A 24610-nucleotide genomic window follows, 5' to 3' on the forward strand; every position below is an offset into this window, starting at 1 on the left:
AAACGGCCAAAACGGTAAAAGTGTAATCCAGACCACACTTTTGACGGTCCGAGACGAGTTTACCGGGGTTAAGCTGATGTTATTACAGCTGCAACTCGGCAGTTTGTCATCCCGGCCAAGCGAAGCGCGAGCCGGGATCTACTCGTTTGCAGAGCGGTGGTGACTTCGCTTCAAACGTTTCGGCACGTGGATCTGCGCGTGGGCCCCGGATCGGAACACTGTTGCGTCCGGGGTGACCTCGTCAGGATTATTGTTGGACCCCGGCCTTATTCAGCGGCCTGATTGTGATAGCCGACACCGCCGGCTTCCGTTTCCAGAAACGCTGCGCCGCAGGCCTTGGCAAGTTCGCGAACCCGCAAAATATAGCTCTGGCGCTCGGTCACGGAGATCACGCCGCGGGCATCGAGCAGGTTGAAGGCATGAGAGGCCTTGATGCACTGGTCATAGGCCGGCAGCACCACCTGATGAACCGACAGACCGTTGTCGTCGCGCGCCTTGGCCCCGGCCTCCAGAATGGCGCGGCATTCGGCTTCCGCATCCTTGAAGTGCTGGAACAAGGTTTCGGTGTTGGCGTGCTCGAAATTGTAGCGGGAGTATTCCTGCTCGGCCTGCAGGAAGACATCGCCATAGGTGACTTTATCGGCGCCTTCCATGCCGTTGTAATTCAGGTCATAGACGTTATCGACGCCCTGAATGTACATCGCCAGGCGCTCCAGGCCATAGGTTAGCTCGCCGGAAACCGGTGAGCATTCAAAGCCCGCGACCTGCTGGAAGTAGGTAAACTGCGACACTTCCATGCCATCGCACCAGCATTCCCAGCCAAGTCCCCACGCGCCGAGCGTCGGGCTTTCCCAGTCGTCTTCTACGAAGCGAATGTCGTGCACCTTCGGGTCGAGGCCGATGGCGTAGAGCGAATTGAGATAAAGCTCCTGCAGATTGGACGGCGACGGCTTCAACAGCACTTGGAACTGATAGTAATGCTGCAGGCGGTTCGGGTTCTCGCCGTAGCGGCCATCGGTCGGCCGGCGGGACGGCTGCACGTAGGCCGCTTTCCATGGGCGCGGTCCAAGCGAGCGCAAGGTCGTTGCCGGGTGGAACGTTCCGGCCCCGACTTCCATGTCATAGGGCTGCAGAACCACGCAGCCCTGGTCGGCCCAATACTGTTGAAGGGTGAGGATGAGGCCTTGGAAGGAGTTTTCAGGGCGCATATGCGCCGGAACGTCGCTCGACATTTTTTTGTGTTCCTGAGAACGGGGACCAATTGCTTGCGGCAAGGGTTCCCCCTCGCCTGTTGGCGCGACAGGTGCCACGGTGGACGGGAGAGGTCAAGGGTTCGGCCAAAGGAAGCTATGGGGCGACTTGGTTTTGAGCCCTTTTTGCTTCTCCAACGCTGTGCCGGCCGTTGACTTTCCTGACACTTGCGCGTTCTTGTCGGAGACCCGGATTGGGTGCAGCCCCCAACTGATGGCCCCAGTCCATATCACGGCTTAAAAGTTCAGAGCGAGATCAGGGGTTGTCCGGCAAGCGCCTGTACAAAAAGCAAGAGTGTCGCAGCCGTATAGACAACTGTGCCGGACACTACCCATACCGGCCGATGATAAATTGCCCAGCGGTCGAGAAGATATCCTAACAGCGGCAGAACCTGCATGGCATGCAGCGCGAGGAAATGGGCAGGCCGCAAGTCGCCAACCTCGGTAGACCACCCCAAAAACGGCAAGGTGGAATGGTTGGTGCCAACGGTCCCAATCAGTGAGCTTTCCTGACCTCCAATGTAACCGGCAACAAAAAGTGTGAGCAGGAAAGACACGCCGAAACCCAAGGCGGTGCCGATACGCAAAGCCGGTGTCAGGTCGGCTTGCCTGTCCGCCCAGGCCGCATATCCAAAGACCCCAATACCGGTAACCAGAAGGACTGCTCCAAAGGCCATCACGACTGTATACATGAAGTGATTGAACGGGGTCGACAGATTGAAATGGGAGGCCTGCCCAAGACCTGCCTGCATCATGATGTATCCCATTTCCGCGATCATGCAGATGGCCATGACGGCCATTGTACCGCGAAGCAGCCACCCCGCTCGCCAAGGTTGGGAAAGTCGTGTCTCCAGCCAGGCGATGGTTCCAAAGAGAACCACAAAGGACAGGGCGAACTTTGCAGGTTTGTTCCAGACCGGCACCCCGTCCAGAAGCCGTGGATCAACGATACTGGCAGCCAGAGACACGAGCAACAAGGCCGTTGAGAAGCCAGCCAGGACCACAGACAATGAAGGGCCCCTGGCTGGATCGCATGCTGCGGCGTCATCATACCCGGACATGGGCGAGCCCTCTCGTGTTGAAGGAAACAAAGCGCACGCTCCCTTCCATGCACAGCGCCAGAATGACACCCACAGGGCCGAAGAACAGCGTTGCGGCCAACACAGGCAGTTGCAGCAGACGGCCGATACCCACTCTATCGAGCCGGTCGGCGAGATAAGCGCCAACCATCAGGTCGAAGGCCAGATAATGGATCCAGCCCGCCAGAAGAAGTTCGTCGAGTGTGAAGAGCTGGCGCACGTCCGCGAGGCTGTCATAACCTCCGCCAGATTCCGCAAAGAATGCAAAAATGTAGGCGGCATAAAACAGGCTTAGAACCGCCGGCAGAACAAGTCGGGGAAGTGCGTTGAGCACGGGCCAGCGCCGGGGGGCTACGGCCAGGATGACCCAGCCTGCCATGGCGATCGTGCCGGTGATTGAGAATACCTGATCCAGTGTCATTCGATCTCCGCCAGTGTCGCTCAAATTCTCAACAGATACGAATGTTATAAGCATTAACTTCCGAACTGGATCACATCAATGGGCAGTTCGGCGGCAAGATCATCTAAGCAACATCTCCCACAGGAAGGGCAAAAGACCCTGCGCTCGCTTTCTGTCTGGTCCGTAAATTCCACCACATACGTCCCAATTGCGGGTTTTGCGCGCCTCTCCGGGCTTTAAGAATTGGTCTCCAGCTGGCGATGGAAGCGCCTCTTCACTTGATGGACCGAAGCGCGATCAATGGTGGTGAGCAAGTTCAAGGTTATTCCGGACAAGCCACCGGTTCAAAGAGCAAAAGGGTTGCCAATTCTCTCCATTTGGCCATATTTCGCGCCTAATCGAGGCGATACGGACAAAAAGCGATTCGTCGTTGGAAACCTGATGTAAACAGGAACCCGTTTTGAACTGGATGCGGATCCAAAAACATTCGGAATGGCAGAGGCTCCTGGCAGGGCTGCTCTGCCTCTGCCTGTGCGTCTGGACGACGGTGCCTGCGGCGTCTCACACGCCGAAGTATCTCGATACGGTGCAAGATCATCTTGAGATGATTGAAGACCACGGCCATTCGCATGGGTTTGAACTCGATCTGCTTTGGGCCATGCACGGCCACCAACACGACCTGGGTGACCATGACCACAACTCCGCAGTGCTTGTGAAACCGGCGCCGAAATCCCCTCACGTCTTTGACACATCATCCTGGCGGCTGCCCTTCAGCGATGCGACGTCCGCCTTTGTGTTTCCCCCGGAGCGCCCTCCAAGGACCTGACAGATTGCCCGGTTCGGGCTCATCAGAAATCTGTTATACACTTGGAAGGACCTTATGAAGCCTACTTCTATTCATGGGCAGACACGGCTGACTCACGCCTTTGTTTTTGCCCTGTCACTCTCATTTCTCTTCTACGCCGCTGGCGTTCAAACCGCCGCCGCGCATGATGTCACGCCCGGCGATGCGGGATACATCCAGGAAATCTGGGGGGTTCACATCATCCCCTTCATCTATCTCGGGGCCAAACACATGGTCACGGGATACGACCACATCCTCTTCCTGCTGGGGGTCGTCTTCTTCCTCTACCGGATGAAGGATGTGGCCATCTATGTGAGCCTGTTTGCGCTTGGTCACTCCGTCACCATGCTTCTTGGTGTCTGGTACGGCTGGGGTATCAACGCCTACATCATCGATGCGATCATCGGCCTGTCCGTGGTCTACAAGGCGCTGGACAACCTCGGCGTCTTTCAAAGAGTTTTGGGGTTTCAGCCGAACACGAAGGCCGCAACGCTTATCTTCGGCCTGTTTCACGGGACAGGTTTGGCCTCCAAAATCCTGGAGTACAACATCTCCCCGGATGGCCTCCTCGCCAATCTTCTGGCGTTCAATGTGGGGGTCGAGATCGGACAGCTTCTGGCATTGTTTGTGATCCTCATCGTCATGGGATATTGGCGCAAAAGTCCGAATTTCATGCGCCAAGCCACAATCGCCAACATCATCATGGTATTCCTTGGCGTGCTGCTGACCTACCAGCAAATCGCCGGTTACATCGCCAGCACCTCATGATCGGAGACAGCAATGTACAACGCACCCCAGCCGAAACTTGAAGACCTGCCGAGCAATCGGCAACTGGGCCGAATGTCCGTCGTGGCCGCCATAGGAGCTGCGGCCATTGGCGTGATGGTCTACCTGCCAGCTGAGTACGGCATCGATCCGACGGGTGTCGGCAGTGTGCTCGGCCTCACCGAGATGGGCGAGATCAAGCAACAACTGGCGAAGGAAGCAGCCGAAGACGAAAAACTTCATGGCAGCCAGGACTCATCGTCGCTGATCGACGGCGTGTTGGGGCTTTTCGTTTCCACCGCCCAGGCGCAAGACGCCTGGAAAGACGTCGTGACCTTTACCCTTGAACCCGGTGCCTACACCGAGATCAAGGCCACCATGGAAAAGGGCGCCACGCTGACATATGCCTGGATGGCTGACGGCGGACGGATCAACTTTGATCTGCACGCCCACGCTGGCGGGGAAAACGTGACCTATGAAAAGGGCCGCGGCGAAACCTCGGGCGCAGGAAGCTTTGAGACCCCGTTCGCAGGGGATCATGGTTGGTTCTGGCGGAACCGCGATAAGTCAGCAGTCACGGTCACCCTGCAATTGCGCGGAGACTACTCCGGCCTGGTCCGCAGCGACTAAGCTGGCTGCCACGCGCCCTCGTCAAAGGGCGCGTGGCACCCAATAAACCCATTACTTAGCCGACCAAATTAATTGAGACGACATTCCAATCTGCGAGCCGCCGCTGCTCCAAACACCTAACGTTGACCTTCGCTCAGGAGACGTTTTGCCGATTGGCCCGCAGCAACGCGCACTTCCTTCGCCAGCGTTGAATCCGGTAGCGCACGGGAAAGAACCATTCCGCCGACGCACAGCGCAGCGATCGCCTGAGCCCACTGCCGGTTGGTGCTGTCGTCGGAGGACATATTAGTCTCAAATAGAGAGACCATCGCCTCCAGCAGGGTCTGAAAAGACTTCTGGGCCTCTACCCCACCTCTCGCAATATCCGAAGGCAATGCGATCATCGGGCACTGCCCATCAAGATCATTTAAGTGTTCTGGCGACAGATATGCGTTGATCATTTGGTGGGCCATTTCGGGCCGCAAGTTGCTGACATCGACACCGGCATCTTCCCGCCACTCTGCGCCGCGCCCCATCAGAAAGCTCATCACCGCCTCGCTGAAGAGCTCTTCCTTGTTCTTGAAATGATTGTAAAAACCGCCGCGGGTCAGTCCGGCTTCCTGCATCACCATGTCGATCGACACGCCGTTGAAGCCATGCCGATTGAACAGGACACGGGCTGTCTCCACAATCTTCTTTCGCGTTTTGTCCTTATGCTCAGCGCTGTAGGGCATCGCTTCCTCCGATACGAGGTGTACTTAGCACCGCCTTTAAAAATGTTCTTTATCATATTTTGATTTGTGCCAATCGTTCTCCCCTTGATTGAAACAAGGAAAGTTCAACATGCCCAAATTTTTGCTGGTTTATCACGGGAAGCCTGACATCCAGAGCCGGGAGGATGGTGTCAACCACATGCAGGCGTGGAAAGCCTGGAGCGCCTCCATCGCTGAGGCTGTCATTGATCCAGGCCTTCCGGTCGGGCCGTCGAAAACCATCACGCCAGATGGTGTCGAGGATCACGGGGGAGCCAATCCAGCGAGCGGCATGACCGTTCTGCAAGCCGACACTATGGAAGATGCGATTGCCTTGGCCAAAGGCTGTCCTCATCTCAGCGGGACTGGCACCATTGAGATCGCAGAAGCTTTGGACATGGACATGTAAGCCTGAAAGACCTGCCCACTGACATAGACACCGGGCTCGTCTAGAGCCTGGTTGGAAACCAAGCAGCTCGCCCCTTCGATCAGTAAGACGCCTCGATCGATGCCACCCTTTTATCGAAAACAATTGATCGGCGATGCTCGCTTTGTTGTCATCAACGGAGCCTGCATCGCCGATGGAAATCAAAGGCGACAATCAATGACCCAAGTCCTGCTGCCCGTCACAATTACTTTTACAAGCCTGCTCGCTATTTCTCTCATCCCGCTGACCGGCTGGATCGGCCTGCGCCGCGAAAAAATCGGTGGTGTCTTTCGAGGCGACGGCGATGATGCGACGCTCTTCAAACGCATCCGGATTCACGGAAACTTGATGGAGAATGCGCCGGTCTTCATCCTGGTTCTGGGAGCATCCGAAATGGCTGGGCTTGGACAAAAGTGGCTGTGGTTGGCTGTTGCCGTGTTTCTCATTGGGCGTGTCTTGCACTTCATTCTCTTCGACAGCAGCAAACGGGGCTTTGCCATGCTGATCACCTTGCTTCCCGGGATGTTGATGGGCTTGTGGCTTCTTCTGCAGACTTGGCTTTGAACCACACTTGGACCAAATCTCCAATCCGGCTTCAGAAAAACCAAGTTGCCCGCCGGCCCATCGGTCCTACCTCTCCAAGAACAGGAGACGGATCATGGACGAAAGTTCGGCACGCACGGAAACACAGACTTCAAAAGCGCTTGGAGCAGAGCGGGAACTCAGCGTTTACATGATGCTGGTGGATGACTGGCTGAACATCTTTTCCGTGTTCGACGATCTGCGCTACGACCGCTCGGACGCGGACATTATGAGCCCGGGCATGCGCACGCATGCCGTTCAGCAGCTCAAACCCTTCGGATTCAAGCAAACCTCCGGGTCTGTCCTGCACAACAAGGCCGATGATGTCTTCTGTTATATCCCAAAACCCCAGGTGCTTGGAGCATCCCCGTTCGATGTCCTGCGCTACACGCCGAAGCGGGAGCGGGACTATTACATCCTCACGCCCACGCAAACGGCCTGCCAGATCATCGACACCTATTCCTTTGATGACGCTTTGGAAAAGGTGTCAGCGCTCATTCAAAAGCAACCGATCAATCTCTACCGGTTGATGGATTATCTGGAGCGCAAACCGGTCCATGAGACGATCCGTGAAGCACTCGGGCACTTCAAGTTCATCCAGCGCAAGGCCGTGCAATCCGAACCGCTGAAACGCCGGAAAGCCTTGGGGTCTGGTTTTTTCGGCTAGGGATCGAGAATGCAGTCCGTTCCGCTACATCAATCAGCGGGCGTCAAACCAGGATAGATTTCACGCCCAAGGTTGATCGTTTTTATGTGGCCGAGCATCTTTGGGCGTATCAATCAAAAAGGCCGATAGGTTAGGCCAGTCAATGCAGGCTCAGCAACACTTCTATGTCCCGCAAGGTGAGCGGCAATAGCAGCGCCCGGTCGTCATTGTTGAGGTTTGTGCCGTCATCAATATTTTGCTTGATCTGAATCGCGACCTGACTGGTCGGCTGATAGTAAAGATCCGGGTTTGAACTGCTCAAATCCTCCAGCAAGCGGACAATGAGTTTCTTGCGCTTTTCAGCATCAAGATCGCCCCGTTTTTCCTGCAACATGACTTCGATTTCCGATCCCGGTTTCAACAGTTGGAAATGTAAATAACGCACTGAAGAACTCTGTCGATGGACCGCGCAACACATATGCCGGTTGTCTTTCATTTTGACATGAAGCGAAATTGGAGATACGCACGGGGCCGGGTCCAGCCCCTGCCGCCCGCAGACACGTGTCACGGTAAAGTTCTGGCTAGTTCGACTTTTTGTTCCGCCACACATTTTGTGCCGGAAGCAATGCGGGCCCTTCCCCCGGGCATAGCCCTTCATACGAAATGGTATTATCGGAGAGCAGAATGTCGACAGGCACTGTTCAGGACAACTATTTTGTCACAAGTCCGCTGGGCGGCTTATTGGCCAAGACCGCCTTGCCAATCATCCTCGTGATGAGCATGAACGGCCTCCTTACCGTTGTGGATGCTGTTTTTCTCGGAATTTACGTGGGGGCTGATGCACTCAGCGCAGTGACCCTGATGTTTCCGGCCACCATGTTGGTCATCGCGCTCGCCACACTCGTCTCCAACGGCATGGCAAGCATCCTGGCCCGCCATCTCGGCGCGGGCCGGTTTGAGGAGGCCCGCTCCGTTTTCTCCGGGGCCCATGGCCTTGCCCTCTTCATCAGCCTGGTCCTGATTGCACTCTTCGCCGGTTTCGGCAGACCCCTTGTCTTGGGTGCTTCAAACGGGATCACTTCGATCGCCGGGATGGCCCACACTTATATGCTGATCACCATCGCATCAGGACCTGTGTTTTTCGTCCTGGCACTGAACTCGGACGCGTTGCGGAATGAAGGCCGTGTCGGCTTCATGGCAGCCTCCAGTTTGCTGGTGTCCCTGTCCAATATCGTCTTCAACTACATTTTGATCGCGGTCTTGAATCTCGGGGTTGCAGGCTCCGCATACGGAACTGTCTTAGCCCAGCTTTTGTCGCTCATCATCATCCTTGCCTACAGGGCCCGGACACGAACACATCTCCAGCCGCAGGCCTTGCTCCGCTACTCTCTTCTGGCAGGCTGGCGGCCCATACTTGCCCTTGGCGCACCGCAAAGCCTTAGCTTTTTGGGGATCTCCCTTGGAACCATCGCCACCATTGCGGCTTTGCAGTGGGTGCATGTTGCCCACTATGAAGCAACCATTGCAGCCTACGGAATCATCACCCGCATCATGACCTTTCTCATCCTGCCCCATTTGGGCTTGTCGATGGCGCTCCAGTCCATCATCGGCAACAACTATGGCGCCCGGCTCTGGCATCGTTCGGACACCGCACTCCGGCTGGGAATGGCCGTCTCCTTGATTTACTGTCTGGGGGCCCAGCTTCTGGTGAACCTCAACGCACTTTGGGTGGCGGGCCTGTTCACGGATGATGCGGTGGTGAAAGGGGAAATTGTTCGGATTCTGCCTGTGATGACGGCGCTATTCTTCGTGTTTGGCCCGCTGATGATCATTGCAGCCTATTTTCAGGCAATCGGTGACGCCGGCCGGGCTGCGCTTCTCAGTCTGACCAAACCGTATGCGTTCCTAATACCTGCAATCTTTGCGCTGGCATCAATGTTGGGGGAACCTGGTGTCTGGTTGGCAGGCCCGCTGTCAGATCTGCTTCTCGTGTTGCTAACGGGCAGTCTGCTCGTCGCCACGGCGCGGAAAAAAGCCTTGAAATTCGGACTTTTTGCCGCTCCGGCACAGAGCGCAGGATTGTGACCGCCGCAATTAGTCTACGGCAGTCATCTGATCACGCATAAACTGACCGGCCTCAACCCTGGGGCCGGTACTTTCCACTTACCGGGTCCAGAACCAGCTTTTCGCCGCGGCCGGCAGGGTCGGCCTTCGCGGCCGCCTTGGAGATCTGGGCTTCGACATCCGCCATCTTGCGCTTGATCCGCTGGACGATCCAGTACCCGCCAACGGCCAATGCTGCGGCCCCAATCAACTCGGTCATCTGTTGTCCCCTGTTGTTTCTTAAAGTCCACACCCTCAATACGTTTATTTAAAGACCAAAACGCTGCCACATGAGCCGCTCCTCGGCGGCCGAGATCAATTCATTGCCAAGGCCCGCTGTCAGGGCTCCGGCTTCCAGGTTGACGCCGACACCACCCTTGCGGCCAAACAGACCGCGCGGTGCAGAAATCAGCTTGGCTTCCGCCTTGTCGCCGTAGCGCTTTTTCAAGACACCGCGCAGATCGCCAAGGGAATCCACAAGCCCAAGATTGACCGCACTCGTTCCGGTCCAGAACTTGCCGGTGAAGAGATCCGGATCGTCGGACAGGACATCAGCCCGGCGGGATTTCACCATCTCGATGAACGTGTCATGGATCTCTTGCTGCAGGGTTTTCAGGTATTCGATATCTTCCGGCACTTCCGGCTGGAACGGATCGAGCGTGACCTTTTTTTCACCCGCCGTATAGACCCGGCGTTCCACACCGATTTTTCCGATCAGCTCTGTAAAACCGAACCCGGCGGCAACGACACCGATCGATCCGACGACAGAAGATGGATCAACGATGATCTCATCGCCCGCCAGCGCAATCATGTAGCCGCCACTGGCCGCCACATCCTCGACAAAGACAAGAACGTCCTTCTCATTCTCTTTGGCAAGGTCCCGGATCCGCTGGAAAATCAGCCGCGATTGCACCGGCGAGCCCCCGGGGGAATTCACGATGAGCGCCACAGCTGGCGCCTTTTTCATGGAAAAGGCGCGCTCCAGCGGCAGGGCTGCGGTAGCCAGCGACAGGCCGGGCCGCAGCGGGCTGGACATACCAATCGGCCCTTGCAGGCGCACGACCGGAATAACGGGAGCGTCGTTTTTCAAGAAGCCGGGCAAAAACCGGCGTAGAGAAGACAGCACGAAAAGATAATCCTGAATAGCCTGTTGTTTCAGGAGATATAGGTGCTGGTTCAAAAGATACCACCGCAGCCCCGTAACAAGACCCGCCGGGTTATCGGGCTGGGATAACGTTCGGTTGTTTTGCCAGGGTCTTCTTGCGGCTGCCATTGGCACCGACCTTTCCAGCCAGGCTTGGCGGTCGGATGGTCTTGGCAGCCATGAACTCGGTCTTTCCGCTAAACTGCCAATTCATTTTAACACCCGCGTAACCGTTGGCGCGCCAAACGATGCTGCCGCCAACCGGAAGGTCCATACCCGGGATTCGCAAAGCAATCGAGTCCGGCAACTCGTCCAGCTGCTTACAGAAGAAGCGGCACCCGGACAAACTTGCGTCCACGATCTGACACTTTACAGGGCCTCTGCCGTTGCCGGGTAGCACCGACGCAGAAATGGAGACGGTCCGGCGCTTCTCCTTGCGCTTCTCGCGTTTGGTGTCGTCTTCGAAAAGAAAGGAGACCCGGACTTCTTCTGCCAGGATTTCTTGAACTTTGCCCTTGATCATCTTGTCCAGGCCGGACAAACGCAAACCGATCAGCTTGTTTTTTGCAGTGTGCGATGTATCCCGAAGCAAGCACCCCGAGCGGGTAATGTCCGTTGCGATCGCCTCCTCGCAATCCAGGGTCTCGAAGTCGAGAACCAAGACCATGATATTTGAGCCGCCGGAATAACGATCAACGATTTCCTTCACATCCAGTCTCCAGCTGACAGCGGTTTTCAACCACTTCCAGTAGGCGATGATCATAGCCGGCAAAGAACAAAAATACTGTTAATTCTACTAAGATTCTTCGATGCAAATCTGAGACACCGACCAACGTACTTCGCTCAGTTCGAGTTTACCTTTCGTTTCAAGTATTTGCTTTTATCCAGATAAATCTTGAAGCATTCCTGCCGATTTGAACGGCAGGCGTTGCTTCAGCAGATTGCCCGCGATGCGGCCGCCACCGGGAGTTGCTACGCCTGCTGGCGGCGGGCTAACCGACTTCAGACAGTTTTGATTTCACACTCAGAAAATCACGCCAGGACAGTCGTTTCTCCAGCGGGCTGCGCAACAGGTAGGCCGGATGGTAGGTGGCCAAGGCAGCAATCTGACGCCCCGCAACTGGATAGGTCATCCAGCGGCCGCGCATTTTCCGGATACCGTCTTGCACGCCAAGAAGTGTTTTCGCAGAGGCAGCCCCGAGAAACACCACGACATCCGGGTTCACCAGCTCGATCTGGCGTTGGATGAATGGGCGGCAGATCTCCGTCTCCTGCGGTGTCGGCGTGCGGTTTCCCGGCGGCCTCCAGGGCACCGTGTTGGCGATATAGACTTGGGATCTGTCTAGGCCAATCGCCTTCAGCATCCGGTCAAGCAATTGACCGGACCGGCCGACGAAGGGTTTGCCCTGCAGATCCTCATCCCGCCCCGGCGCTTCACCGATGAACATGACACGAGCTTCCGGATTGCCATCGGCAAATACAAGTGATTTGGCTGTGCGCTTAAGGTTACAGCCATCAAAAGCTTCAAGACAGGCCAGCAGCTCGGTGAGAGATCCGGTGCTGGAAGCCTGTTCACGGGCCATGGAAATGACCGCCTGATCCGGGATCGCGCCGTGATCGGTGAGACTTTGTGTGTTTGCCCCCGTGGCACCAGCAGTTTGCGCTGCACCAAGCTGGGAGGACGGCTGAAATTGAGAAAGTGCCTGCCGTGTCTGTTGGGGCGTGCTCTGTCCCGGGGACACTGCCGGAGCCGTCGCCTGCGGCACAACACGTTGCTGACGTGCTTTTGCCTGAACTTCGGAGAGCTGAAACCAGTCGACAACCTCGTCCCCCAGCGATGCGTCCACACCGGATGCCAGATAGAAATCCAGCAGGGCTTCCAGATGCCGCATATCAGATGGGCTGTGTTGCAAATGAACTCTCCAAGATGGGCAAGCGCCCAGAACCTGACGGCCAATGCAGGCATCTGGCAGGTCGGTAAACTAAGCTAAGAGGTGATACCTGCCAAGGTAACATCCCCAAGCCGCAGATATCCTGCCACACCCTGTGGGTAAAGGCTTTTGCGTGTGTGCATCAGAGCATCAAACCCAAACGGAGAATTACTTACGTTTACGTAAGCGTTACTTTTGCACTTGACGCCCGAGCCGAGCTTTGGTCTATCTGGCCCCAAATAGGAGCATTCGGCAACCGGCTTCGCATTTTCATATGAAAAATGTCGCGATTTGCCCGTCATTGAGCGGCAAATCGCGCGAAACCGGCACTGCGAACCTTGCGGAGGGAGACATTTCATGAGCGAACAGGACGCGCTCGGCGAACGTGAAAGCATGGACGTGGATGTGGTGATCGTTGGCGCTGGCCCGGCTGGTCTGGCTGCCGCGATACGATTGAAACAGATCGCCAATGAAAAGGGCGAAGACATTAGCATCGTTGTGCTGGAAAAAGGCTCCGAGGTTGGGGCGCATATCTTGTCTGGCGCTGTGATCGATCCGATTGCCCTCGACCAATTGCTGCCGGAGTGGCGCGAGGAAGACACGCCGCTGAAAACCCCTGTCACGGACGATCAGTTCATCGTGCTTGGGCCAGCAGGCTCCATGCGCCTGCCAAACATGTTCATGCCGAAGCTCATGAACAACCATGGCAATTACATCGTGTCGCTCGGCAATGTCTGCCGCTGGCTCGCGGAGAAAGCGGAAGCACTTGGCGTCGAAATCTATCCGGGCTTTGCCGCTGCCGAAATCCTTTATGACGACAACGGCAATGTCACGGGTGTTGCGACCGGCGATATGGGCATCGGCCGCGATGGCAAGCCGAATGCGATGTTCACCCGCGGCATGGAGCTGCGCGGCAAGTACACGCTGATCGGCGAAGGTGCTCGCGGATCGCTCGCCAAGGAGCTGATCGAGAAGTTCGAGCTCGACAAGGACAGCGATGTTCCGAAGTTCGGCATCGGCATCAAGGAACTCTGGCAGATCGATCCGGCAAAACACAATCAGGGCCTGGTCCAACACTCCTTCGGCTGGCCTCTCGACGGCAAGACCGGCGGCGGCTCTTTCCTGTATCACTTGGAAGACAATCAGGTGGCCGTCGGCTTCGTGGTGCACCTGAACTATGAGAATCCTTGGCTGTCGCCATTCGACGAGTTCCAACGGTTCAAGACGCACCCGGCCGTCCGCGAGACGTTCGAAGGCGGCAAGCGCCTGGCCTACGGCGCACGCGCCATTACAGAAGGCGGGTATCAGTCCGTGCCAAAACTGTCCTTCCCGGGCGGTTTGCTGATGGGCTGCTCCGCGGGCTTCGTCAACGTGCCGCGGATCAAGGGGTCGCACAACGCGATGCTCTCCGGCATGCTGGCCGCAGAAGAAGTCATGGCCGCGATCGGCCGCGGCGAGGCCAACACAGAGCTGGCCGCCTATGATCAGGCGTGGCGCGACAGCGAGATTGGCAAGGATCTGTGGAAGGTTCGCAACGCCAAGCCGCTCTGGTCGAAGTTCGGTACGGTGCTGGGTGTTGCCCTCGGCGGTCTCGACATGTGGACCAACGAGCTGTTCGGCTTCTCCTTCTTCGGCACCATGAAGCATGGCAAGCGGGATTCCGAGACGCTCAAACCGGCCAAGGATTGCAAGAAGATCGACTATCCGAAGCCGGATGGGGTGGTTTCCTTCGACAAGTTGTCGTCGGTATTCCTGTCGAACACAAACCACGAGGAAGATCAGCCGATCCACCTCAAGGTCGCCGACGAGACACTGCAGAAAATGTCCGAGCACGACATCTTTGCCGGCCCCTCCAACCGCTACTGCCCGGCCGGGGTTTACGAGTGGGTGGAAGAAGGCGAAGACGCACCGCGCTTCCAGATCAACTCGCAGAACTGCGTGCACTGCAAGACTTGCGACATCAAGGATCCGAACCGCAACATCACGTGGACGGTGCCGGAAGGCGCTGGCGGACCGAACTACCCGAACATGTGATCTGTTCGTTCACAGAAAAAGCCAGAAAGCCGGGACGTCCAATTGGACGCCCCGGCTTTTTCTTATGTTCAACGTGTTGCGGCTGCTCAGAACTTGCCGTTGTCGTGCGCCATCTCTGCTGGAATCGGGGACACGACGTCCCAGTGCTCAACGATCTTGCCGGCCTCGACCCGCCACAGATCAAAAAACGCCCAGGGCTCACCGCCCATAACCGCATCAGAGGCAACGAACACGAAGTTACCTTCGGCAACGACGATTTGCGGCTCAAACTTCGTGATCACCTGCCCCTGGGCTGCAAACTCTTCAATGGCCTTCATAAGGCCGTTGAGCCCGTCACCGATGAGCGGATTGTGCTGCATGTAAACCGCCGGATCCATGTACTGGGTCACGTTCTGCGGCGCGGCACCACCAAGAACGTCCCGGACGAAACCCACAACCAGTTCCTTGTTTTCCTGCGTGCGGTCATGGTCGGCCACCTCGACCGGACCATCAGTCATCGACCGGCCAGAGACGGTTGTCTCAGGCGGTGCCTGAAGATTGTCCCAGTGCTCGGCGACAACGCCACCTTCAACCCGGAACACATCAAAGGCCACAAGGCTCGGCGCCCCAAAGGCATCCGCATTTTCATACGTGTTGTGCAGGACGACATAATCCCCCTCCGAGATCACACGATGTGTTGTGACCGTCAAACCGGCGTCTTTCACGACCGGGATTGCGCCCAGCAAACCGTCCGCGCCGGTCGGGATCGCGGGGTTGTGTTGAATGTAATCGGGCGCCAGCAACGGCTTGGCAGCTTCCGGATCATGATCCACGAAAGCTGCAGTCAATAGGGCAAGTACCAATTCCTTCGGCGACATGTCTGTATCCTCTGCTTGAGTCGTCGCCATACGTGGTATCATTTTCGCACCTACAGTCAATTACGCACTATTTTGTCACAAGGTATGCTCCAGGATACCTGTTGTTTTGCAAAGTGTTCTGACACATAATCCGAGTTTGATATCTGTCACTGGTTCCCTATGCATACCGAGACATCCCATGCTCCCAATTGGTGTTGAAACCAAGGCCGAAGCCTCGAACTGCCCGATCCGATCCGTTCTCTCCAATGTCACCGGCAAATGGCGCATGATCATTGTTCTGGCGCTGGAAGATGGACCGATGCGTTTTGGCGAGATCAAACGCTGTATCGGCGACGTCACGCAGCGTGTGCTGACGGAAAACCTGCGTGGCCTTCAGCGGGATGGCTATCTCACCCGCTCAGTCGATCCGGGCCCGCCGGTCGCTGTGTCCTATGAGCTCACCCCGCTGGGTCAAAGCCTGGTTGCAAGCTTGAAGCCTCTGGTTTTTTGGTCTGGCGAGCAGATGGAAAAGGTCAAAACAGCCCGCCTGGAGTATGATCGGGCGCATCCGAAATAGAGGCAACCGCTTGGAAGCAATACTGCGCGCAGACCTTTGTTTTAAGGGCACCTGCGTTCCGAAAATTGGTCCGCGATGGCGCTGGACCCCGGGCAAGTGTCGATACCCTTAAAACCAGAACGGGTTAAGCATAAAGAAAGTTTATGGATCGAAAGATGCATCAAATACATAGACTTAACACTAAACCCAACGTTGCTGCCAGTTCCGACACCGGTCGCTAGACGGACTATGCGACCATGGATTGCATGATTCCCAAAGATTCGGACTGTCTGCGCGCCATTTCGGCCGAATTATCGATTTTGGATCCACAGCTGCAGCGCAATAAATAACGACATAAGCATTTTCTATGGGGTAATAGATAAAGAAAATATAATGAACAATTCATTGATGTATAAGGTTTTCCGGGTTTTGCAAGGCGTGATCCGATGTTCAGCATTCACGCAACACAACCGGTAAATTCTTCAACACACCTTATCTAACAGATTGTTTTCACTGACTCTTCTTCGAAAAAAATCATGGTTAGCGAAGCCTGGGTTGTATTTGCACTTTGCAAGTGATTACCCTAAATTCACTTGTATCGGAAAGATAAAAATAAAATCTTAGAAGATCAAAGTGGGCACTCACCTACAGGCACCGGCTTGCACTTTGCTGATCACTGCGAAGTCAAAAATGGTGTCTTGTGGACTAGGAGCAAAGGGCTGAACGAGAGACGCGGCGGTCTCACACTTTTGGTTCGTTGTGACAAATGACTATTCAGCGCGGATTGACTGCACTGACCCCATCGACCACAGGACACCGCACCGGGAAGGCCACTTCCCGGTGCTTTTGTTTTCAGCGTCTGATACTTGGCAAATGCTCGATTATGCCGCGTTCTTGCGCGCCTGAGGGCGACGGCGGCGGTTTTTGGCAAACCGGCGACCGTTGTCGTTGTCGCCAGCACCGGCGCCGGCAGCCTTTTGGAACCGTGGCTTGCCGCCACCACCGGACTTGTTGTTTTTCGCGCGCTTGGCGGCCTTTGCAGCGGACAACGGCGGCACTTCACCACTGACGACCTCAATATCGATGCCGATCAGCTTCTCGATCTGACGGAAGAGGCCGATCTCTTCCGGCGCACAAAGCGCAACGGCATCGCCGTCCGCACCTGCACGGGCTGTCCGGCCGATCCGGTGCACATAGGCTTCGGCGACTTCGGGCAATTCGAAATTATAGACATGGCTGACGCCCGGAATGTCGATTCCGCGCGCTGCAACGTCCGTTGCGACCAGGACTTTGATAGCACCGGAGCGAAGTTCCTTAATGGCGCGCTCGCGCTGGTTCTGGCTCTTGTTGCCATGGATCGATCCGGCAGCAATGCCCGCCTGCGCCATTTTGCGCATCAGGCGCTCCGCACCATGTTTCGTCCGGCAGAATACCAGCGACATGTCGTCCGGCTGATCCGACAACACATCGATCAGGAATCCGGTCTTCGCCTTGGCATCCATGAAGTGAACCTTCTGGCGGATCTTGTCGGCCGTCCGGCCAGCAGGTGACACTTCAACGCGCGCCGGATCCGTCAGGTAGGATTGCGCCAGCTCGTTGATCTGCTTCGGCATGGTTGCCGAGAAGAGAAGCGTCTGACGCTCCTTGGCCACAAGACCGGCAATACGGCGCAGTGCATGAATGAAGCCGAGATCCAGCATCTGATCAGCCTCATCAAGCACCAGATACGATGCCGAGCCGAGATCAACCGCATTGCGGTCCACGAGGTCCAGCAACCGGCCCGGTGTTGCCACCAGAATATCGGTGCCTTTCGACAACCGCTTGATCTGCCCGTTGATGGACACACCGCCAACCACAGAGGTCACCCGCAAAGGGGTGGTCTTCAGGAAGGAAATCAGGTTCTTGGCGATCTGGTTCACCAGTTCGCGGGTCGGCGCCAGTATCAGCGCACGGGTTCCTTTGGGCGCCGCCCGTTGCGGCTCTGCCAGAAGACGCTCGATGAGGGGCAGTCCGAATGCGGCGGTTTTGCCGGTCCCGGTCTGCGCCAGACCCATCAGGTCCTGTCCGTCAAGAATAAGCGGGATTGCTTTCTGCTGAATGGGGGTCGGAGCCTCATAGCCATTGTCTTTGATGGCGCTCAGCAGCGAGCTGGAAAGCCCCAGGCTTTCAAAGTTGGTCAAATCAAATATCCTTTGTCAGGCGGACGAGGTCGCGCCTGCGTGACCGCCTGTTGATCGCGGTCCTGTTGCGGTTGCGGCTGCAGAGGCTATCTCGCCATCTGCACAAGCCGTCAGCCCCCGCGTGAACTGGGTACTGGGAATATGTCCGGCTAATTTGGACATGAGCCTGTCATGCCTGGCACATTCAATCGGAGCATCTGCTCCCGGCCGTTCGGGCCTGCGCTTGCTGCTCACGCGGCAGCGGCGATGACGTGCGGTGTATCTGCCTTTCTGATGGTTTTGTCAAGCAGAGGCTCTTGCATCCCACGAAAAATCAAGAACTTCTGCTTGTTCCAATCAACGATCAGAGCGATGGATCGGTGGTCACGGCTACGGGTGCAGCCGGATCAATTTGCCGTCATCGCTATCGGTCAGCACATAGATGAACCCGTCCGGCCCCTGACGCACGTCCCGGATACGCTCTCGCAAATCCGACAGCAGTTGTTCTTGAGACACGACTTCTTCGCCGTTCAGGGTGAGTTTGGCCAAATGCTGCCCGCGAAGGGCGCCGACCAGCAGATCACCCGACCAGTCGGGGTATTTGTCGCTGGTCACAAAGGCCATTCCAGAGGGGGCGATCGACGGATCCCAATAAAAGATCGGCTGTTCCATACCGGCCTTTTCGGTTCCCTCACCGATCTTGCCACCGGAATAGTGGCGGCCATAGGAGATAACCGGCCAGCCATAATTCTTGCCAGCCTCCGGGATATTGATCTCATCCCCGCCTCTCGCGCCATGCTCCACGGTCCACAAAGCCCCAGTTTCCGGGTGAACGGCTGCGCTTTGCGGGTTCCGGTGGCCGATCGACCAGATCTCCGGCTGGTAGGCTGGGTTGTCGAGGAAAGGATTGCCCGGTGCAGGTTCGCCATCGGGGGTCAAACGCAGCACGGAGCCCGTGTGATCGGATGTGTCCTGAGACCGGGGGCCATCCCCGCGATCGCCAAGCGTCATGTAAATATTGCCATCGCCGTCAAACGCCAGACGGGAGCCAAAGTGGCGTCCGCCAAAGGCCTTGTTGTTGCCGGCGAAGATCGTGTCCCCTTCAACCAGCGTGTAGCCAGAGCCATTCGACCCATCTAGCGTTGCCTTGAAGAGTGATGTTCCAGCGCCCTCCGGCGATCCTTGAGAGAAGGTGAGATAGACCGTCTGATCCGCCTCAAAAGAGGGGCTCAGAACAACGTCCAAAAGACCGCCCTGCCCTTGCGCAAACACTTCCGGCGTCCCGGCAACAACATCCTGGCGGCCATCTTCGTGAACGACTTTCAGAACACCATCACGCTCGGTGACGAGGTATCCGCCGTCCGGCAGAAAGGCGACGCTCCACGGATACGACAAACCGGAGGCGACGGTTTCTGCGCTGACAGCTGACTGCGCTTGCGCCTGTGCACTGTACCCTTGGCTGACCACAAAGCCGATAACCGCAGCCACCGCTAAAACCAGTGTCCAGATATACTTGAACAACTCATGCCGGGCATCCTGTCTCCAATACGCGTGTCGCACATCGTTCTCCCTAAGCCGCTAGACGCCCGGGTGCGATTGCACCCGTTCACCCTAGAGATAGGATGTGTTTTGATTAGAAACAGGGCCATAACAGACGAATATCGCCCAACGCCTCGGCGGAAGTTGTCTATTTGCTGCCGATGCCGGCAGCCTGGATAGCTGTATTCACTTTTTCCAATACTGCTCTGCCAGCTTCACTATCGTGGCACATGATGGCATCACTCACCACCGCCAGTGGTTTGTCCGGGTCATAAGAAACCGCGCTTTGCAGCGACTTGTCTTTGTCTAGAAAAACGTCAATGCTACTCAAAGGGAGAACTGCAACATCAAGCCGCCCAGCCGCAACCTTTTTCAAGTTGGTTAGGTAATTGTCCGCGACTTCGTAGTTCATGCCCTCTTGAGGGACAACCGGCAACAACGCAGCAGGTTCATAGGGGAGACCGACCTTCAACCCATCTTTCAGGACGTTCTGGTCAGAGATAACCGGCTTCCCTGCAGCCGTCACCGCGACCCAACTGGTTTTCGAAAGAGATTTGGAGTCCAAGTATCCACTTCCTTCCGGATAATATGCCTTGGAATCTGGAGAGACGCAGGCAAAAAGCCCGCGGTAAAAGCCGTTGTAAGCTCGATCCGATGACATGATTTGGTGAGATATGGTCGAATCTGCGTTCAGGATGGCTGCATAATCCTGCCCCATGGAGCCGACGAGCTCCGTTTTCGTCGTTCCAACAACGGGCTCGCTGTCCGGAAGGGCGAGATCAACTTGATAGTTCTGCGCTGACACTGAGTTCGAAAACTGCAGGATAAGCAGGCCCATCCCGAAAACAATATTTTTTCCAAGCATTGACATCATGCGCACCTCCTCGACACTAGAAAGAAGATTTGGCGCATTGAATTACTTAAAAATCCATAACATTAAATGCAAAAACTAGACCCAAAGAGAAATACACCCCCCACATGGCGAAATATTACAATAATCAAAAAATCAGTATTAATAATTATCAAAAAAGATACGAAGCTATTTTACTTCAAAAATTTCAAGTCATTGTCTTCATGAAACCCCTTTAGGCAACCGGATCACTCTCTATTGGCAGCATTTCTCAATCGGTGTTTTGGCGGCCTTTCATCGGGAATTCTTCAGACTGTTTCCTACCTAAATCATAGGTTCCTCACCGCAGGCGTGTTTGGCCTGTCCGCAAGGACGAAAAAGGTGTCCCCGACGACCAACACCGTCAAAACGTATCTCAACAATCCGCACCTTGAGCCCTAACACCAATATGCGTGCTGCACATCACCCTCCCGAAAACCATCCATCCGGTCCCATGGCATATGGCGCCGGCGCGATTTCCAGTTCTACAGATAGGGAGTGATTTTGGCAGGAACAAAGCCGATGCGATGATTAATGTGCCGGCGCGGTTTGGTGCCTCATCCAGCCCCTTTAGAAATCAGCGAAATGTTTGTGCCAAGCCCCTTTTCCAACCGAGCCGCAATCGTCCGCTTCTCATAGGCGACATTCCAGTCGATCAGAACCCGCCAGACCAGCTCGGCCTGATCAGCTTCCAAACCCAGACCTTCGGCACGGTGTTTGAGCGCTGCCACCATGGTTTCAATCCGGTCGTGGTCAAAGGCCTCGTCAGGGTGCTGTTTCAGCTCCGCCATGCGCCGGACATAGCCCTGGCGCTGCGCAAAAAGCTTCAAGAGATCCTGATCCAGCGCATCGATGGCTGTTCGGATGTCTGCCTTGGTCTGGCAGTCTGCGGGGCGTTTGATGTCGGTCATGCGCTCTTGTTTCGCAAACACGGAAAACCGGCCAGCGGTCACAAGGACGCACCGGCCGGAAATGCAGGGGTGTTTCGAACAGTTCGTTATGCGGACTGTTCTGGAGCCCTTGTCTGCGCTTCAACGCTCGCAAGCGCGGACATGTTGACCACGCCACGGGACGTCACCGACGGTGTCAGGATGTGGGCCGGTTTTGCTGTGCCGAGCAGGATCGGGCCAACATGCAGCGCATCCGTTGCGACCTTCAAAAGGTTGTGCGCAATGTTTGCGGAATCCAGGTTCGGGAACAAGAGAAGGTTTGCCTCGCCCTTCAGCTTGCTGTTCGGCATGACACGCTCGCGCAAGGCGACACTCAAGGCCGAGTCCCCGTGCATTTCGCCATCTGCCTCCAGTTCGGGATGCCGCTCCCAGATCAGCTCCAGCGCTTCGCGCATTTTGCGGGACGAGGCTGTGTCGCGCGAACCGAAGTTCGACATGGAGAGCAGCGCAACCTTCGGCTCAATGCCAAACCGGCGGATTTCCTGCGCCGCCAGGATCGCCATCTCGGAGATTTCCTCTGCCGTCGGATCTTCCGTCACGAACGTATCAGACAGGAACATCGCGCCGCGGCTGTTGATCAAGAGCGACATGGCCGACAGATCGCGGGCCGTTTCACAAACGCCGATCACTTGGCGGATGTCGCGCATGTGTTTGGTGAACCGGCCTTCCAGGCCGCAGATCAGGGCGTCCACTTCGCCGCGGCGCACGGCAATCGCTGAGATGACCGTCTGGTTTGTCCGCAGCACGGTTCTAGCGGCGGTGGGCGGCATGCCCAAGCGGCCGACACACTCCAGATATTCATCGACATAATCGCGGTAGCGCGGATCGTCCTGCGGGTTCACAAACTCAAAATCCACATCCGGACGGATCTTCAGACCGAACCGTTCGCAGCGTGCTGTCAGAACGTCCGGACGGCCGACCAGAACCGGTTTGGCAATGCCATCTTCAATCAGCACCTGCGCGGCGCGAAGTACCCGTTCGTCTTCGCCTTCCGCGTAGATGATCTTTTTCGGATCCTTGGCCGCGTTCTGGATGATCGGCTTCATGATCAGGCCGGAGCGGAAGACGAACCGGTTCAGCCGGTCCTGATACGCGTCGAAATCCTCGATCGGCCGGGTCGCAACACCGGTGTCCATCGCAGCTTTGGCGACCGCGGGCGCGATCCGCAGGATCAAGCGTTGGTCGAATGGAGACGGGATCAGGTAGTTCGGGCCAAAGGTCTCGGTCTTGCCGCCATAAGCGCGTGCGGCGACATCCGATGGTTCTTCCTGAGCGAGGCCAGCGATTGCCTCGACGGCCGCGCGCTTCATTTCCTCGTTGATGGTGGTTGCACCTACATCGAGCGCGCCGCGGAAAATATATGGGAAACACAGGACGTTGTTGACCTGGTTCGGGTAGTCGGAGCGGCCGGTGCACATGACGACATCGTCGCGCACTGCCATGGCGTCTTCCGGCATGATTTCCGGGTTCGGATTGGCGAGCGCCAGGATCAACGGGCCCTTGCCCATCCGTTCGACCATGTCGGGTTTCAGAACACCAGAAGCCGACAGCCCTAGGAACACGTCCGCACCGTCGATCACTTCGCCAAGTGTCCGCTTGTCGGTCTCTTGTGCAAACACCGCTTTCCACTGGTCCATCAAGGCTTGGCGCCCTTGGTAGACCACGCCTTCGATGTCGGTGACCCAGATGTTTTCGCGCTTGGCTCCAAGCGAGACAAGCATATTCAGGCAGGCAAGGGATGCCGCCCCCGCGCCGGATGCGACAATCTTGGCGTCTTCGATTTTCTTGCCGGCGAGCTGCAGACCGTTGCGTACAGCCGCCCCGGCGATGATTGCGGTGCCATGCTGGTCGTCGTGGAAGACCGGGATGTTCATGCGATCGCGCAAGGCTGCTTCGATCATGAAGCATTCCGGCGCCTTGATGTCTTCCAGATTGATGCCGCCGAAGGTCGGCTCAAGCGCGGCCACCGCATCAACGAACTTGTCGACATCCAGCTGATCGACCTCGATGTCGAACACGTCTATCCCGGCAAATTTCTTGAATAGAACCGCCTTCCCTTCCATCACCGGTTTTGAGGCGAGCGGCCCGATGTTGCCAAGCCCGAGCACTGCTGTGCCGTTGGAGATGACGGCGACCAGATTGCCGCGGGCCGTGTAATTGGCCGCTTTCGATGGATCGTCGGCAATCTCAAGACAGGGTGCTGCGACGCCCGGCGAATAGGCGAGCGCGAGGTCGCGCTGGTTGCCGAGCGGTTTGGTCGCCTGGATTTCCAGCTTGCCGGGCTTTGGATGCTCGTGAAAGAACAGGGCAGCTTCGGTCAGGTCGCTTTCTGTTTTGTTGTTATCGCTCATGACGTGCTTGTCTCCCTACCGCTTCCCTAAGGTCATTGATCTGGTGCGTCTGTTTAAGCCGGCGATCCGATCCTGACCTTCGAAATTTCATGAATTGTCTTCGACCTTTACCCGGCGCGATGCAAAATGAGAACCCGTAACAGCCCAAACAGCACGGCAGCGTTCAAAATATGCCACAGGAAATGCGTGCCGAGGGCCAGCTGACTGCATACCGGACCGTCGAACGTCCGGAAAGTCAGCGAAACGGTAAACAGTATCCCGATGAGAAGCACTTGTTTGGCGAGCGCTTTGTCGTGCTGATAAAAGAACCCGCCCACAACGAAAATTGCCAGAAGTGCGGGAAGGTATCCGGCAGACGACCCGATCAGCGGCGCCCAAACCTCGCCCACCATCGGTGAGAGAACAAAAAAGCCGATCACGATCGACACGCTGATCACCCAATGGAGGTTGAGAAAGCGCCGGAGCGCGAACAGCAAAAACCCATGGATGAAGACAACAATCGGAATGACATCTGCCAGAAGCGCCCACCGTGTCGCGAATGTGTGGAACAGAAACGACCCGATCCCGGTCGCAAGCACGACACAAATCAGAAACAGCGCGACCCAATCATCCGGCGTCTTGCGCCGCCACAAGAGATAAGCGGCGAGAGCCGCCACAACAAAGGCGGCGTTGGTGATGGCGTTGACCGGTTCTGACCAGAACTCCGGACCGAGGCGTTCACAATAATTGTTGAGCTGATCCGTCAAATCCATCCTGCGCTGTGC

The 24610-nt window shown here is 56.5% G+C and carries 25 protein-coding genes; 9 read left to right on the forward strand and 16 right to left on the reverse strand.

Features of this window, described 5'->3' with window-relative positions; all coding sequences use genetic code 11:
• Positions 1-266 precede the first annotated feature (266 nt).
• The 3 genes from ACQY4Z_RS07205 to ACQY4Z_RS07215 form a co-directional block, all read right to left on the reverse strand.
• Positions 267-1232 (reverse strand): glycine--tRNA ligase subunit alpha, encoded by a 966-nt coding sequence (locus ACQY4Z_RS07205; protein WP_428527956.1) that lies wholly within the window; start codon positions 1230-1232, stop codon positions 267-269.
• A gap of 263 nt (positions 1233-1495) precedes the next feature.
• Positions 1496-2260, reverse strand: a complete 765-nt coding sequence (locus ACQY4Z_RS07210; protein ID WP_428527958.1) for a hypothetical protein — start codon at positions 2258-2260, stop codon at positions 1496-1498.
• 37 nt (positions 2261-2297) lie between these two features.
• Positions 2298-2750, reverse strand: a complete 453-nt coding sequence (locus ACQY4Z_RS07215) for an ABA4-like family protein (RefSeq protein WP_409689343.1) — start codon at positions 2748-2750, stop codon at positions 2298-2300.
• 526 nt (positions 2751-3276) lie between these two features.
• On the opposite strand from ACQY4Z_RS07215, the gene ACQY4Z_RS07220 reads away from it, so the two are divergent.
• The 3 genes from ACQY4Z_RS07220 to ACQY4Z_RS07230 are packed head-to-tail and all read left to right on the forward strand — an operon-like array spanning position 3277 to position 4968.
• Positions 3277-3555 (forward strand): hypothetical protein, encoded by a 279-nt coding sequence (locus ACQY4Z_RS07220; RefSeq protein WP_428527960.1) that lies wholly within the window; start codon positions 3277-3279, stop codon positions 3553-3555.
• Positions 3556-3609: 54 nt separating this feature from the next.
• The gene (locus ACQY4Z_RS07225) at positions 3610-4341 is read left to right on the forward strand and encodes a HupE/UreJ family protein (protein ID WP_428527962.1); all 732 of its coding nucleotides are present in this window, start codon (positions 3610-3612) and stop codon (positions 4339-4341) included.
• 12 nt (positions 4342-4353) lie between these two features.
• Positions 4354-4968, forward strand: a complete 615-nt coding sequence (locus ACQY4Z_RS07230) for a transmembrane anchor protein (protein ID WP_428527964.1) — start codon at positions 4354-4356, stop codon at positions 4966-4968.
• Between the two features lie 116 nt (positions 4969-5084).
• On the opposite strand, the gene ACQY4Z_RS07235 is transcribed toward ACQY4Z_RS07230, so the two are convergent.
• Entirely contained in the window at positions 5085-5681 is a 597-nt protein-coding gene (locus tag ACQY4Z_RS07235) for a TetR/AcrR family transcriptional regulator (RefSeq protein ID WP_306149964.1), read from the reverse strand.
• Between the two features lie 109 nt (positions 5682-5790).
• Here ACQY4Z_RS07235 and ACQY4Z_RS07240 point away from each other — a divergent pair, with 109 nt between their 5' ends.
• From ACQY4Z_RS07240 to ACQY4Z_RS07250, 3 genes are all read left to right on the forward strand, one after another.
• Positions 5791-6108 (forward strand): hypothetical protein, encoded by a 318-nt coding sequence (locus ACQY4Z_RS07240; RefSeq protein ID WP_306149963.1) that lies wholly within the window; start codon positions 5791-5793, stop codon positions 6106-6108.
• A gap of 195 nt (positions 6109-6303) precedes the next feature.
• Positions 6304-6690 (forward strand): MAPEG family protein, encoded by a 387-nt coding sequence (locus ACQY4Z_RS07245; RefSeq protein WP_428527967.1) that lies wholly within the window; start codon positions 6304-6306, stop codon positions 6688-6690.
• A 94-nt stretch (positions 6691-6784) separates the two neighbouring features.
• A complete protein-coding gene (locus ACQY4Z_RS07250) occupies positions 6785-7375 on the forward strand; it encodes a hypothetical protein (protein WP_428527969.1) in 591 nt (196 codons plus the stop codon).
• Positions 7376-7514: 139 nt separating this feature from the next.
• On the opposite strand, the gene ACQY4Z_RS07255 is transcribed toward ACQY4Z_RS07250, so the two are convergent.
• Entirely contained in the window at positions 7515-7748 is a 234-nt protein-coding gene (locus ACQY4Z_RS07255) for a hypothetical protein (protein ID WP_428527971.1), read from the reverse strand.
• A 290-nt stretch (positions 7749-8038) separates the two neighbouring features.
• On the opposite strand from ACQY4Z_RS07255, the gene ACQY4Z_RS07260 reads away from it, so the two are divergent.
• A complete protein-coding gene (locus ACQY4Z_RS07260; protein WP_428527973.1) occupies positions 8039-9439 on the forward strand; it encodes an MATE family efflux transporter in 1401 nt (466 codons plus the stop codon).
• 52 nt (positions 9440-9491) lie between these two features.
• Here ACQY4Z_RS07260 and ACQY4Z_RS07265 read toward each other — a convergent pair whose 3' ends face one another.
• From ACQY4Z_RS07265 to ACQY4Z_RS07280, 4 genes are all read right to left on the reverse strand, one after another.
• Positions 9492-9677, reverse strand: a complete 186-nt coding sequence (locus tag ACQY4Z_RS07265; RefSeq protein ID WP_428527975.1) for a hypothetical protein — start codon at positions 9675-9677, stop codon at positions 9492-9494.
• 48 nt (positions 9678-9725) lie between these two features.
• Complete coding sequence (locus ACQY4Z_RS07270) at positions 9726-10583, reverse strand: S49 family peptidase (protein WP_428529743.1); 858 nt, start codon at positions 10581-10583, stop codon at positions 9726-9728.
• A 91-nt stretch (positions 10584-10674) separates the two neighbouring features.
• Positions 10675-11310, reverse strand: coding sequence for a PilZ domain-containing protein (locus ACQY4Z_RS07275; protein ID WP_428527977.1), 636 nt, complete (start codon positions 11308-11310; stop codon positions 10675-10677).
• Positions 11311-11593: 283 nt separating this feature from the next.
• Positions 11594-12493: a uracil-DNA glycosylase gene (locus ACQY4Z_RS07280; RefSeq protein WP_428529745.1), complete on the reverse strand. Its 900-nt coding sequence runs from the start codon at positions 12491-12493 to the stop codon at positions 11594-11596.
• 396 nt (positions 12494-12889) lie between these two features.
• Between ACQY4Z_RS07280 and ACQY4Z_RS07285 the strand changes: the two genes are divergently transcribed.
• Positions 12890-14566, forward strand: a complete 1677-nt coding sequence (locus tag ACQY4Z_RS07285) for an electron transfer flavoprotein-ubiquinone oxidoreductase (RefSeq protein ID WP_428527979.1) — start codon at positions 12890-12892, stop codon at positions 14564-14566.
• A gap of 86 nt (positions 14567-14652) precedes the next feature.
• Here ACQY4Z_RS07285 and ACQY4Z_RS07290 read toward each other — a convergent pair whose 3' ends face one another.
• The gene (locus ACQY4Z_RS07290; protein WP_428527981.1) at positions 14653-15453 is read right to left on the reverse strand and encodes a nuclear transport factor 2 family protein; all 801 of its coding nucleotides are present in this window, start codon (positions 15451-15453) and stop codon (positions 14653-14655) included.
• A gap of 148 nt (positions 15454-15601) precedes the next feature.
• Here ACQY4Z_RS07290 and ACQY4Z_RS07295 point away from each other — a divergent pair, with 148 nt between their 5' ends.
• Positions 15602-15979, forward strand: coding sequence for a winged helix-turn-helix transcriptional regulator (locus tag ACQY4Z_RS07295; protein ID WP_428527983.1), 378 nt, complete (start codon positions 15602-15604; stop codon positions 15977-15979).
• 860 nt (positions 15980-16839) lie between these two features.
• Here ACQY4Z_RS07295 and ACQY4Z_RS07300 read toward each other — a convergent pair.
• The 6 genes from ACQY4Z_RS07300 to ACQY4Z_RS07325 form a co-directional block, all read right to left on the reverse strand.
• Positions 16840-18138: a DEAD/DEAH box helicase gene (locus ACQY4Z_RS07300; protein ID WP_428527985.1), complete on the reverse strand. Its 1299-nt coding sequence runs from the start codon at positions 18136-18138 to the stop codon at positions 16840-16842.
• A gap of 369 nt (positions 18139-18507) precedes the next feature.
• The gene (locus ACQY4Z_RS07305) at positions 18508-19617 is read right to left on the reverse strand and encodes a PQQ-dependent sugar dehydrogenase (protein ID WP_428529747.1); all 1110 of its coding nucleotides are present in this window, start codon (positions 19615-19617) and stop codon (positions 18508-18510) included.
• Positions 19618-19804: 187 nt separating this feature from the next.
• The gene (locus ACQY4Z_RS07310; RefSeq protein WP_428527987.1) at positions 19805-20530 is read right to left on the reverse strand and encodes a hypothetical protein; all 726 of its coding nucleotides are present in this window, start codon (positions 20528-20530) and stop codon (positions 19805-19807) included.
• 572 nt (positions 20531-21102) lie between these two features.
• On the reverse strand, positions 21103-21456 hold the full coding sequence (locus tag ACQY4Z_RS07315) for a chorismate mutase (RefSeq protein WP_428527989.1): 354 nt from the start codon (positions 21454-21456) through the stop codon (positions 21103-21105).
• Between the two features lie 86 nt (positions 21457-21542).
• A complete protein-coding gene (locus tag ACQY4Z_RS07320) occupies positions 21543-23846 on the reverse strand; it encodes an NADP-dependent malic enzyme (RefSeq protein ID WP_422019261.1) in 2304 nt (767 codons plus the stop codon).
• Positions 23847-23953: 107 nt separating this feature from the next.
• On the reverse strand, positions 23954-24598 hold the full coding sequence (locus ACQY4Z_RS07325) for a ceramidase domain-containing protein (RefSeq protein ID WP_428527991.1): 645 nt from the start codon (positions 24596-24598) through the stop codon (positions 23954-23956).
• Positions 24599-24610 lie beyond the last annotated feature (12 nt).

The organism is Roseibium sp. (assembly GCF_965276855.1).
Lineage (GTDB): Bacteria > Pseudomonadota > Alphaproteobacteria > Rhizobiales > Stappiaceae > Roseibium.